This window comes from Ekhidna sp. ABH4_415 (assembly GCF_056161305.1).
On the sequence record NZ_JBSWYW010000003.1, the window covers coordinates 222,459 to 234,673 of the forward strand.

The following is a 12,215-nucleotide window of genomic DNA, read 5'->3' on the forward strand; positions in this document are numbered from 1 at the left end:
ATGCCCATCTATCAATTAACTGATGACATCATATATCCACCTGTCGAGGGGGCGGAGGATGGGATCGTGGCAGTGGGTGGTGATCTGCTACCTGAAAGACTCATACTAGCCTATCAGTCAGGAATCTTTCCCTGGTATAGCAAAGACGACCCTATCATCTGGTGGAGTCCGGATCCTCGTTTTGTGCTGTTTCCTGAAAAGCTTCACATCTCTCGATCCATGAAACGAGTACTCAGAAAAATGGAATTCAAAATTACTTTCAATGAATCGTATGAGAAGGTAATTGCTGAATGCAAACAAATGCCCAGACCGGGCCAAAAAGGTACCTGGATCACCGATGAAATGGAGTTGGCTTATATCCGATTACACGATATGGGCATTGCAGAATCGGTTGAAGTTTGGAAAGGGGATGATTTGGTCGGAGGGATGTATGGTGTTCGAACAAATAAAGTGTTTAGTGGAGAGTCCATGTTTTCAAAAGAAAGTAATGCCTCTAAAGTGGCTTTGATCCATTTCATTCAAAAATTCCAACTAGAGGGTGGAAAGCTTTTCGATTGTCAGGTGCACTCGCAGCACATGGAGACCATGGGTGCTGAGGAGATTAGTAGGGAAGAGTTTTTGAAGTATTTGGTTTAAAACCCCTCTGCATAACTATCTCCTCTGGTATAATCAGGGCCACCTTCAAGTGTGCCGTCTGGCCTTACCAGAATACAGTTCATGCGACCCATCGCTTCTCTTGGTTCGATTTTATGACCAAGCTTTTCCAGCTTACGTACTACTCTCGGATTCAGCGGTCGTTCCTCGATTAATATCCGATCTGGTAGCCATTGACTATGTACTCGTGTTGCGTTCACTGCGTCCTGCATGCCCATTTCATGGTCAATCACGTTCATGATCGCCTGAAAGACAGATGTGATAATAGTAGAGCCTCCCGGAGTTCCAAGGACCAATTTAAGTTCACCATCTTTTTCCACAATAGTGGGCGTCATACTACTTAGCATTCTTTTACCGGGTTCGATAGCGTTAGCTTCACCCCCTACAAGACCAAATTGGTTAGGAACACCCGGTTTGATACTGAAGTCATCCATGATATTATTCAGGAAAAACCCTGCACCCCTTACATATACTTTACTGCCAAAGAATGAGTTGAGAGTGGTGGTGATCGAAACAGCATTTCCCATTGGGTCGATAATGGAAAAATGTGTGGTTTCTACGCTTTCTACATTTTCTACACTCCCTTCTTTAATATCTTGTGAATCCGTCTTTTTTTTGAGTGAAATACTTGAAAATCGCTCTTTGTTGTAATCCGGGTCAAGCAGCATGTCTACCGGCACTTCATAAAAGTCAGGGTCTCCCAGGTGAGTAGCTCTATCCGCATATACACGTCTTTCCAGTTCTGTTTTCAGGTGGATAGTTTCGGCGGTATTATGGCCCATTTCTTTGATGTTATACAATTCAGCACCTTGTAAAAGCTGTAAAAGGGCCACTCCACCACTGGAGGGAGGGGGCATGGAAATAATGGTATGCCCACGATAGCTACCAGTTACTGGTGGTCGCCATTTTGAGGTATAGCTTTTAAGATCGTCTTCAGTAATCAAACCACCCCCTCTTTGCATTTCTTTAGCAATTTGATCAGCAACAATTCCTCCATAAAATCCTTCTCTACCCCGATCCCTGATCTGTGTTAGGGTTCCAGCCAGCTCAGTAAACTTCAAAGTATCACCCTCACGCCATGGTTGTTCCTTTATCAGAAAAAAGTCTGGGCCATTCACATTAGCAAACGCGTCTCTTTTTTCATTTAGTTCTTCGGCCTGATTTTGTGTAATCGTAAACCCAAAATAGGCCAGGTTAATCGCCGGTTGAATGAGTTCAGCAAGTGGTTTTGTTCCATGTTTTTCATGCAACCGGAGAATACCATCAACTGAGCCAGGTACAGCTGCGGACTTATGTCCTACGATGCTCAAATCCTCAATCACATTTCCTTCTTCATCCAGATACATATCGCGATTGGAAGCTTCAGGAGCTGTCTCTCTGAAATCCAGCGCACCTGCAGTGCCATCGTTCAAACGGTATACGGCAAAGCCACCGCCACCAATATTTCCTGCACGAGGATACACCACTGCCAGGGCGAATTTGATACCCAATGCTGCATCAAAAGCATTTCCTCCATTTTTTAATATCTCTACACCTATTTTGGTCGCCAGAGGGTGAGCAGTAGATATCATTGCCTTTTCTCCTAAAGGCCCCACCTCAGATGGTAGAGGCTGGTAGATAGGTTGGGATTGGCATGCTGCGAAGAGAATTAGCAGCATGAAATACTTGATGTATCGAAGGTGTAAATTCTTTTTCATAACTAGCTAGAAAACTAATCAACGATCAAAACACAAAAAAATCCAATTATAGTTTCGTTATAAGTGAAAAAGTAAAGTTGAGTTTTATAAGTAGGTCGTATTCAGGACTTAGCAATTCCAAACATTAACCTCTTCCTTAATGAAAAAATTTTGTTGTTACGGGTCGAATGCTTATCTTCAACAGCCCTAAGCGAAAAAGCTCTATTTAATCTACAAAAAATGATAACCAGCCGACCATGAAAGAGTCACCTAGAACACCAATCGAAATTGAGATTCCGAAGGGATATAGAAGATATAAACTAAAGGGTATAGACAGAGAGATCATAGCGAAGAAAGGCGGACCTACAGCACGACAGATCAAAACGAAAGCATCGTATAAAGAATTAAGAAATAACCAGAAAGAATTTGGGGTAGCTTCTATGATGGCTAAAACGTTACGCCAGTCGCTATCCAGTGGCATGTCTGAAATATGTGAAACGTATGTTTCAGGAAAACTAACTGCCCAATTTAGAAACCTCGCTAAAATGGAGGAGGGGCAGACAGGCACCCGACCATTATTTCTTAGCAAACACGGACATTTACTCAGTGGTTTTGAGTTTAACTCCAAAGCTCCTTATGAAAAGATTTTTGGTGCGAAGTACTTTGTAAAACCCGGCTCACAAAGAGGGCAGGTGATTCTGCATTTCCCTGCATTCATTCCGGAGAAGACATTCAAAAGTCCGAAAGGAGCTACCAACTTTAAAATAACAGCCAGGCTCATAGCCCTTTCTGATTACCAGTTTGATCAAAAGGCAGGTGGGTATAAGCCTGTGAATAAGGACCTTCACGGTAAGTTTGGTACGTATGATAGTGCAATGCTTCCGCTACTAAAAATTCCTACGGAACCTATGACAGGGATGATTTCCATTGATAATCGGATTATTCCTGAGGGCACAGGCTTATTCCTTGTAATGGCCATTAGTTTTTATAAAATGGAAAAAGGAAAGTTTGTGCACCTAAGCAAGGAAAGCAGCATGCAAATTCAGAAGGTGTTATAACCTATTTCTTCATGGGTTCGTTTTCATAGGTTGAAACCCTCAACCCATGCGACCTATTCTCTACTTTTTTTTTATTCTTCTTTACAGCTTCATCAGCGCACAGGACTATTACGATCAGGCCAGACAGCACTACAACGAGAGCAATCTGGATTCTGCCAGATATTACATCAATAAAAACCTGACCAGAAAGCCCTCTGCTGAGGACTATTTTTTAAGTGCCATGATCCATGAAGCGGAAAATAAAGACCTTCGCGCCTTGGCAGATTATGAAGCGGTCATTCAGAAGGATCCAAACAATCTGGAGGCTTATTTTCAAAAAGGACTTATTTATTACAACACGTCAAGCACGGAACAGGCCATCAAAGACTTTTCTTATGTGATTGACAATCAATCCGGGTCGGAGACTAAAGCGGTTTACTATGGAGTCGACCCATCCGGAAGTCGTGGGACCTTTCTCACAACGCTACAATCCATGATCAGCAGGGTATACCAGTATCGTGCGATGGCTTATGAAAAAAATGGCGAGTGGGACAGGGCGCTAGCAGATTTTACCACTTCTTTCAAATTTGATACAACAGCAGACAGCTATATCAATCGCTCACAGCTTTATGCAAAAATGGGCAGGAAGAGAGAGGCTATTTCAGACCTGAAAAATGCAATTGAGTTAAATCCGGAGAGCTATAGGGCGTGGTACAACCTGGCTATTCTAGACGAGTCAACGCAACTTCCGGAGGCTTTGATGGCGAACGATGAGTTTACTCCAATGCTTAACCTGGTGGGGGCGAATGCCTATGAAAGCGGGGACTATAGTTTATCCGCTCAGTATCATTCGCGGGCTATTAAAGCGGATCCAAATGATGATTTAGCATACATAAGTAGAGGAAAGGCATTGTTACGAACGGGTGCATATGGCCAGGCCAGAAAGGACTTCATAAAAGCAATGCAATTAGAACCATCCAGAACTGAAGCCTTTTACCTGATCGGTAATTCATTTTTTCATGAGCAAAAATTTCAGGAGGCTGCCGGCTTTTATGAACGATACCTGTCTATTGATAGGGGGTATAAAAATGTATGGTTCAATGCTGCTATGGCCTACCTGAGTCTGGATAAAGATGAAAAAGGCTGTGAGTATTTGCGGAAGGCAGAGCAATTAGGAATGGATCAGGCGATGAAGATGCTCGAGAAGCACTGTAGCAGACAATAGGTAAATTTCTTTTTACCTTTGTAGCATGGCGAACAAAACAAGTTTGAAAATCGATATGCATACGCATATCCTCCCTCACAATGTCCCGAACTTTGCAGAGAAATTCGGATATGGAGACTTTATCCATTTACTTCATCACAAGCCGGAGGCGGCCCGGATGATGAAGGGAGATAAGTTCTTTCGGGAGATTCAATCAAACTGCTGGGACGAAAAACTGCGGGTAGAGGAGTATAAGAAATTTGATACTCAGGTGCAGGTGATTTGCACCATCCCGGTGATGTTCAGCTATTGGGCAGACGGTCACGATTGCCTGGATCTATCCATGTTTCTGAATGACCATATCGCTCAGGTTGTGGAGGAAAATCCTAAAAATTACATTGGATTGGGTACTGTGCCAATGCAGGATCCGGACCTGGCTATTAAAGAACTGGAGCGATTGAAAAAAATAGGAATTCCCGGAGTTCAGATAGGATCCAACATCAACAACCATAATTTAAGTAAACCCCGATTCTTTGAATTTTTTGAGGCGTGCGAGAGTCTCGGAATGGCCATTTTGGTACACCCGTGGGATATGATGGGCAAAGAATACATGGAAAAATACTGGCTCCCATGGCTGGTAGGCATGCCGGCAGAAACTGCGAGAGCAGCAGCTTCTATGATTTTTGGTGGGGTATTCGAAAGATATCCGAAACTGAGGGTTTGTTTTGCGCATGCAGGAGGATCACTGTTGGCCACCATCGGGCGTTTGGAACATGGCTTCAACTGTCGTCCTGACCTGGTCGCGGTGCATAATGATGTAAATCCTCGTGAGTACTTAGGTAAATTTTGGGTGGATAGCATCACACATGACCCAACTTATCTTCAGTATGTCATTGATCTCATTGGATCTGAAAAAGTATGTCTGGGTTCTGATTATCCATTCCCCCTAGGTGACTTAGAAATTGGTAAGTTCATTGCTGAAATGGATTTACCTCAAAAAGATCTGGATAATATTTTCTTTCAATCTACCCTTGACTGGCTAGGATTGAGTGAAAGTAAGAATAAAGAGCTGCTCAAGGTATTGATGGAGGAGGGATAAAATCCATATCCCCTTGCGTTGCGACGTAGGAGCAAGACTTGGGGATCTAAAATCAGCTTAATTAACCTGAGTTCGAAGTAAGAAAATCCATTTTTTCTCAAAAATGACTCCTATAAATCTCCTCCTTGGAGGAGGAAGAGGTGGGTCAGACGTAAAAGCTGTCTTTTTTGAGTAAAAATTCATCAAAAGGAAACGATTTTTTCTAAACTCACCGCTGCGGCGGACCGTCCCCACCCCTCCAAGGAGGGGAGTTAGGAGTTTCCTTTTGATTCTCATATCGAACTGACGTTAAATTAATGGTAGAGATTCCCAAGTTTCGGTTTTCTGCGAAAAACCTCTTAAGGGAATACAGTTCTTTAATTTCGATCTTAATTTCCCTTCAAATATTTATCCAGTGACATCCTCGCAACTTTACTTACTCTACTTTTTAAGTAAGGAGACCATCCCATTAATATCCCGGTTAGTCCCAGGGCCATTTTAGACCAACGCCAGAAATCAAATTCATCAGTGTGTTTGATGATCAGCCCGTCTTTGAATTCCATTGTGGCGTGAATGATATTATGTACGGGATTACCCGTTTTTGAGAATTCATAATCTGCTTCCCAAATACACTGTGCCATCTCACTGTCTCCCATCACCGTGTGATAGTCTATGTCAAGATTGCCTTTTGAGCGTTTGATCAGCATTTCCCACATGGCTGTTACCTCGTCGTATTTAAGGTCTTTAAATACAGGATCGTTGAAGACAACATCTTTATGATAGCATCCGGCCATGGATTTTGCATCCAATTGCTGAAATGACTGATAAAATTTCTCAATGATGGTTTTGCTCATGCGTAGTGTTTAATCAGGTGTTCTTTTACTTTCGGGAGCCCGGTGCTGGCTGGCTCTTCATAAAGGTAAAAGTTATTTCCGTTAGCTATCTCGGGAATTTTTGGGTCTATCACAAATTTTGGTACTTCTGTATTTACAAAATCCAAAAGTCCTGCAGCAGGATATACTACCAGAGATGTGCCTGCTACAATGAAAATATCAGCAGACAAAACCTCCTCGATTGCGGGTTCCATCATTGGTACAGGCTCACCAAACCAAACAATGTGAGGGCGGAGTTGGGATCCTTTCGCACATTTATCCCCTTCTCTTAGCTCCCAGCCATCAAGCTCATAAATGAGCTCCGGATCCAACGTGCTTCGAACTTTACTTATTGCACCATGTAAATGAAGCACATTTGTGCTGCCAGCCTTTTCATGCAAGGCATCAATATTTTGTGTGATTATAACCACTTCGAAGTGCTTCTCCAACTCAGCCAATGCCAAATGGCCAGTGTTGGGCTTTACCTCCATAGCTTGCTTACGGCGCTGATTATAAAATTCCAATACCAATGCACGGTCTTTCCTCCAGGCCTCAGGAGTAGCGACTTTAGTCACATCATGCCCTTCCCAGAGTCCACCAGAGTCCCTAAAAGTTTTAAGTCCGCTTTCTGCACTGATGCCAGCACCGGTGAGTACAGCTATCTTCTTTTTCATAGGAACAAAAAAAGCTTCCTGTTTGGAAGCTTTAAAGTTAATGAGATTTAAGGGTGTTTTCTAAAACCTTAGAAAGTATAGACTACTCCACCTTTCATGTTAAATCCAAAGGGGTCGTTTGCACCATCAGGCTTAGCCATATTGTAATTTAAAGCTGCAGAGGCACCCAGATTACCCGAAAGCGGGAAGATAGCACCAGCACCCAGGCTTAGCCCTAAGGTGCCATCCACATCACCTCCAAGGCTTGTCAAACCAGCTGATCCATATACTTGAGTGTTATCGGTCACGAAATAGTAACGATAATCAATGCCAAGAACATTGGTGGTAAAGCTATCTTTTGTATAAGAGTAATATTCTAAGGAACCAGACATTCCATCTTTGAAAACGTACTCAAAATTCGCACCAAACCCTAGCGTTCCATCCCCACCAAAAGGAGAGAAACCAAAGCCTAAACCGGCTCCAGCACGTGCCTCACCCTGACTTTGAGCGAATGAGGTCATTGAAAATAAAATGAGGGCTAGCCCAAGGAGTTTTGTCTTGATTTTCATGTTTGATGAGTATTTAAATGATCGAATTATTTATATGATAAACTTAATTAAAGAAAATCTCAAATAAGATGAAAACATGACCAAGATGAAAGATTTATTTCCTAAAATCTAACTATTTGATACTGAGGTGCATATTCGACTATTTACATAAACAGCTAAAATACCCACATAGAGGTATTTTATACTTCGTATTGTATCGCTATATTGCATGCATTGTACAACCAAATTATTTATTAATCCTATGAAAAAATTTACTATCCTTTCATTATTCGCAGCTTTTCTTCTTGTAGGAATGACTGCTAACGCACAAGAGCAAGGTGACATCAGAGTTGGTGCTGGACTTGCTATTGGAACTAAAGCTGGCGTAGATGAGTCTGGCGAAAAAATGGGTCTAGGTCTTAACTTCGGTGGTGAGTATTTAATCACTGATGCAATTAGTCTTGCGCCTAGCTACACCATGTTCTTCAAAAGCTCAGTTGGATCAACTGATTTTAGCCTTAACGCTTTAAACGTAGATGTTAGATATTATTTCGGAGAAAGTGGAGTTTATGGACTTGCTGGTTTTTCTTCAGTTAGTGCTAAGGTAGAGGACAGTGGTTTCTCTGCTTCTTCTTCAGAAGGTGGACTTAACATCGGTGCTGGTATCATGTACCCACTTAGTGACAACCTATTCGCTAATGGTCAGGTTAAATATCAAACTCCAGGTGAAGGTCAGCTAGTAATCAATGCTGGTGTAGCTTTCGCATTCTAAGATATCTTTTTAAAAGATTTAAAAAGCCCTTCCATTTGGAAGGGTTTTTTTATTTGTTTTCGACCTGTTTTTATCAAAGCTCATTGGTCGTATTATATTGCAGAATCATTAATCAAACATTCAAGCAAGTATGAAAAAATTGTTATTTACATCTACGCTAGTTGCACTTTTGGTATTTACGGCTAAAGCTCAAGAGGGTGAAATGAGAGTTGGAGGCGGATTGGCTTTAGGAACTAAAGCTGCTGTTGATGAGGGGGGAAGTAAGGCTGGAATTGGAATCAATATTGGTGGTGAATACTTTGTGACTGATATTATAAGTGTGGCGCCAAGTTTTACTTATTTCTTCCCATCATCTGTTGAGTTCTTTGGACAAGAAATTAAAAGCCAAGCCTCATCGTTGAACATTGATGGGAGGTATTATTTCGGTGATTCTGATATGCAGCTATACGGGTTAGCAGGAATTGGTGTTGGATTTGCAAGTGCAGAAGCTAACGGCAATAAGGAGTCAGACTCAAAAGTGGGATTAAACATCGGGGGAGGTCTCAATTACCCGCTAAGCGATGGGATGTTTCTGAATGGTCAAATAAAGTATAATACGCCCTATGAGCAGCTCGTAATTAATGCTGGGATTGCATTCAATATCGGTGGATGATATTCATTCGACTAGTAAAATTAAACCCTTCCAATTTGGAAGGGTTTTTGTTTTTAAGGGCTCACCAAAAATATACCCGATCGATGAGCTTATAACTCACGGCTGAAAGCGTAAATTACACCTATTGTGTAATCGCAAAACAGCAATGAAAAAAGTATGGCTTATCGCTACCTTGGTAGCGATTTTCGGGTGTGCCAATGCACAAACCGATCGGGGTAAATGGCTCATTGGAGCCTCTTCAAGTTTGGGATATTCGTCAACAAGTTATGATGAGCCCGGACTCGATAAAACGACTTCTTTTAACATAGAAGGAGTGGCAGGCTATTTTGTAATGGATAAACTCGCAGCAGGATTAAACATTGGTTACGATAAGGAAAAACAAGGGGACGATGGAAACACTACAACCCTGATTGGCCCGTTTGTCAGGTACTATGTGAAGGGAATCTTCTTTCTAGGTGCATCGTATTCCTCAGCCAGTCGAGAGGACGTATTTGCAAGGGCTGCAGACAAATTTAGTTTCAGGGTGTTGGCATTTGAGGCAGGATATCCAATTTGGATTATTGATCAGCTTGCTATCGAGCCTAGCTTAAACTATGGGATAGCCACTGGAAATGAAATTGTAAAGAGTAAAACATTTGGATTAAGTCTGGGGCTCAACGTGTATTTGTGAGATCTCCATTAACGTCAACGATTAACCCTCCGGGCGGAGGGTTTTTTGTTCTAATTAAACTGGAACGTAAATAATTTTCTTGGTATCGAAGAATTCCTCTGAGAAATAGTCTGATAAGTTCTTTTCCACGTAACCTCGCCCAAATTCTTTCATTTCCTGCTCTAAGTCACCTCCTTTGAGTAAGATCATGCCATTATCCAGCTCGTTTCGTTGATTTTTGCTCACTTTTTGATGTGCCCAGATAAAAAGCTGTTTGGTCTGAGCTACAGCTCTGGAAACCACGAAATCATAAGTTCCTTTCACCTTCTCCATCCGTTGGTGCTCAGCCGTAAGGTTATCCAGACCAATAGCGCCGGCAACTTCATCCACCACGGTAATTTTCTTACGAATGGAATCCACTAAATGAAATTGACAATCAGGGAATAAAATGGCTAGTGGAATACCTGGAAACCCACCGCCTGTCCCTACATCCAGGATTTTTGAACCAGGGACAAAGGATGTAAACTTAGCGATAGCCAGGCTGTGAAGTACATGTCGTTCGTACAGTTGGTCTATGTCTTTTCGGCTCACCACATTGATTTTAGCATTCCATTCTTCATAAAGAGGAAATAGCTGCTCAATCTGGCTTTTTTGCTGATCAGTGAGGTCAGGGAAATACTTTAATATGATATTGATTTTACTCACGAGGGTTTATTCCCCTCCTTGGAGGGGTTAGGGGTGGGTTAAATATGCTTTTTCTTATCCTTCACCAGCTCGTACATCAGTTCACGTGCTCTATGTAATTGTGCTTTCACAGTTCCTAGTGGAGCTTCCAGTTCCTTCGCGATCTCATCGTATGAAAGCTCTTCAAAGTATCGAAGCTTTACCAATCGCTGGTATTTCGCCGGCAGTTTATCTACAAACATGCGCACCAACTCAATTTTTTGATCTTTGATGGTCTCCTGATCTGGAGTAAGGTTTTTATCCTGAACGTCAATATTCACAGACTCTCCACTATCATCGGTGAAGGTGCTGTTCAGGCTGAAGGTATTCAGCTTCTTTTTTCGGATAAAGTCAATGGCATTATTCGTGGCAATGCGAAAAAGCCAGGTACTGAAAGTGTAGTCCTTTTTAAATCTGCCTAAATTCTTAAACGCTTTAGCGAATGCTTCTATCGTCAAATCCTCCGCGTCATCCACATTTCTAACCATTTTGAGGATCATGTGGTATACAGGCTTCTTGTATCGCTGCATCAGCTCTGCATAGGCTGCCTGATCTTTGCCTTCGGTAGCAAGATCGATTAGCTTAAAATCCTGCAGTGCCTTATCAGAAAACTGACGATTTAATTCTTCCATGGAATGTCCTTTACGAGTTTTGACCACAATGCAATCACCGGAGTGAGCACTGCGTATAGCATGTCAACGAGCGGAAGCAACATATAGTTGATGTGCGTTCCAATTTTACTCGCGGCAAATCTATAACTCACTAATTTAATAAATAGGTAAAAAAGGAGCATCGGCCAGAAAAATAACTGAGATGTATTTAAGAATAGTAAAAGGAAAAAGCCGAAATGAGTAGTGTGTAAAACGGTTAGAAACAGCAGATCTCGATTTTTGTAGTTGGCTCCAACCGATAGATGACGGAGTTTTTGCTGGAAGTAAGCTTTCCAGCTCTTTTTTGGATATGTCCATATTAACGCTTGCCGATCTAATGCAACACGAGTATTGAACCTGTTTGCATGCTGCTGGATAAATAAATCATCATCTCCTCCCCGGATTCCTTTGATAGACTCATATCCGCCCATTCGATTAAATAATACTTTGTTGATCATCAAATTCCTACCCACACCCATATAGGGTTTGCCTAACAAGGCACGACTGATGTAATGATAGGCAGTCATAAAGGCCTCAAAGTTGATGTATTTGGAAAGGAAAGAAGCTCCTGACTCATAAGGTGATACACCAAGGATAATTTGTGTTTCGGTATCAATTTGTTGCGACATTGTACTGAGCCATTTTTTTGAAGATGGATAACCATCAGCATCTGTGAAAACCAACCATTCACCTGAGGCTTGTTTGGTTGCCTCCTCTAGTGCATACTTTTTAGCATTCCAGCCAGCTGGCACCTCAATGATTTCCAAAACCTTAATGTTTTTACGACTAGCAAGGTATGATTTGCTGTCATCTGTGGTTCTGTCTAATGCAACAATGATCTCAAAATCGTGATATTCTTGATTTTCAATAGCGGGGATCAGTTTTTGTAGGTTTTCTTCTTCATTATGTGCTGCTATGATTATGCTCAGTTTCGGCTTTTCAGAATTTTTTGGTGACCTGTACTTGCCAAAAGCAGCTGACAGGTAGATGGTCAAAACCAGGTGAAGCCCTCCAAAAGCAAGCCATAATTCAAAAATCATTTTGTGA

The 12,215-nt window shown here is 41.9% G+C and carries 14 protein-coding genes; 7 read left to right on the top strand and 7 right to left on the bottom strand.

Translation table 11 applies throughout. From position 1 onward, the window contains the following. Entirely contained in the window at positions 1-636 is a 636-nt protein-coding gene (aat, locus tag ACXAH9_RS06295; RefSeq protein ID WP_474894003.1) for a leucyl/phenylalanyl-tRNA--protein transferase, read from the top strand. On the opposite strand, the gene ggt is transcribed toward aat, so the two are convergent. Further along, the gene (gene ggt, locus ACXAH9_RS06300) at positions 633-2,351 is read right to left on the bottom strand and encodes a gamma-glutamyltransferase (protein WP_474894004.1); all 1,719 of its coding nucleotides are present in this window, start codon (positions 2,349-2,351) and stop codon (positions 633-635) included. The two genes, aat and ggt, sit on opposite strands and share 4 nt — an antisense overlap. A gap of 236 nt (positions 2,352-2,587) precedes the next feature. Here ggt and ACXAH9_RS06305 point away from each other — a divergent pair, with 236 nt between their 5' ends. Genes ACXAH9_RS06305 through ACXAH9_RS06315 form a run of 3 tightly spaced genes read left to right on the top strand, consistent with a single transcriptional unit; the run spans position 2,588 to position 5,670 of the window. After that, positions 2,588-3,388 (top strand): hypothetical protein, encoded by an 801-nt coding sequence (locus tag ACXAH9_RS06305; protein WP_474894005.1) that lies wholly within the window; start codon positions 2,588-2,590, stop codon positions 3,386-3,388. A gap of 46 nt (positions 3,389-3,434) precedes the next feature. Beyond that, positions 3,435-4,592, top strand: coding sequence for a tetratricopeptide repeat protein (locus tag ACXAH9_RS06310; protein ID WP_474894006.1), 1,158 nt, complete (start codon positions 3,435-3,437; stop codon positions 4,590-4,592). A gap of 25 nt (positions 4,593-4,617) precedes the next feature. Beyond that, a complete protein-coding gene (locus tag ACXAH9_RS06315) occupies positions 4,618-5,670 on the top strand; it encodes an amidohydrolase family protein (protein WP_474894007.1) in 1,053 nt (350 codons plus the stop codon). A gap of 368 nt (positions 5,671-6,038) precedes the next feature. Here ACXAH9_RS06315 and ACXAH9_RS06320 read toward each other — a convergent pair whose 3' ends face one another. The 3 genes from ACXAH9_RS06320 to ACXAH9_RS06330 all read right to left on the bottom strand — a co-directional run bounded on the left by ACXAH9_RS06320 (position 6,039) and on the right by ACXAH9_RS06330 (position 7,743). After that, positions 6,039-6,503 (bottom strand): nuclear transport factor 2 family protein, encoded by a 465-nt coding sequence (locus ACXAH9_RS06320; RefSeq protein ID WP_474894008.1) that lies wholly within the window; start codon positions 6,501-6,503, stop codon positions 6,039-6,041. Then, positions 6,500-7,195 (bottom strand): SIR2 family NAD-dependent protein deacylase, encoded by a 696-nt coding sequence (locus ACXAH9_RS06325; protein WP_474894009.1) that lies wholly within the window; start codon positions 7,193-7,195, stop codon positions 6,500-6,502. Before ACXAH9_RS06325 ends, ACXAH9_RS06320 begins: the two co-directional genes overlap by 4 nt. 68 nt (positions 7,196-7,263) lie before the next feature. Beyond that, positions 7,264-7,743 carry a hypothetical protein gene (locus ACXAH9_RS06330; protein WP_474894010.1) on the bottom strand — a complete coding sequence of 160 codons (480 nt, stop codon included), beginning with the start codon at positions 7,741-7,743 and terminating at the stop codon, positions 7,264-7,266. 241 nt (positions 7,744-7,984) lie between these two features. On the opposite strand from ACXAH9_RS06330, the gene ACXAH9_RS06335 reads away from it, so the two are divergent. From ACXAH9_RS06335 to ACXAH9_RS06345, 3 genes are all read left to right on the top strand, one after another. Further along, positions 7,985-8,494, top strand: a complete 510-nt coding sequence (locus ACXAH9_RS06335) for an outer membrane beta-barrel protein (protein ID WP_474894011.1) — start codon at positions 7,985-7,987, stop codon at positions 8,492-8,494. Positions 8,495-8,624: 130 nt separating this feature from the next. After that, positions 8,625-9,146: a porin family protein gene (locus ACXAH9_RS06340; RefSeq protein WP_474894012.1), complete on the top strand. Its 522-nt coding sequence runs from the start codon at positions 8,625-8,627 to the stop codon at positions 9,144-9,146. Between the two features lie 145 nt (positions 9,147-9,291). Then, a complete protein-coding gene (locus ACXAH9_RS06345; RefSeq protein ID WP_474894013.1) occupies positions 9,292-9,816 on the top strand; it encodes a hypothetical protein in 525 nt (174 codons plus the stop codon). A gap of 54 nt (positions 9,817-9,870) precedes the next feature. Here ACXAH9_RS06345 and rsmG read toward each other — a convergent pair whose 3' ends face one another. From rsmG to ACXAH9_RS06360, 3 genes are read right to left on the bottom strand one after another with little or no spacing between them, the layout of a single operon-like run. Then, positions 9,871-10,500 carry a 16S rRNA (guanine(527)-N(7))-methyltransferase RsmG gene (rsmG, locus tag ACXAH9_RS06350; RefSeq protein WP_474894014.1) on the bottom strand — a complete coding sequence of 210 codons (630 nt, stop codon included), beginning with the start codon at positions 10,498-10,500 and terminating at the stop codon, positions 9,871-9,873. Between the two features lie 38 nt (positions 10,501-10,538). Beyond that, positions 10,539-11,150, bottom strand: coding sequence for an RNA polymerase sigma factor (locus ACXAH9_RS06355; protein ID WP_474894015.1), 612 nt, complete (start codon positions 11,148-11,150; stop codon positions 10,539-10,541). Then, positions 11,138-12,208 (bottom strand): glycosyltransferase, encoded by a 1,071-nt coding sequence (locus tag ACXAH9_RS06360; protein WP_474894016.1) that lies wholly within the window; start codon positions 12,206-12,208, stop codon positions 11,138-11,140. The genes ACXAH9_RS06355 and ACXAH9_RS06360 overlap by 13 nt, the downstream gene beginning before the upstream one ends. Between the last annotated feature and the right edge of the window lie 7 nt (positions 12,209-12,215).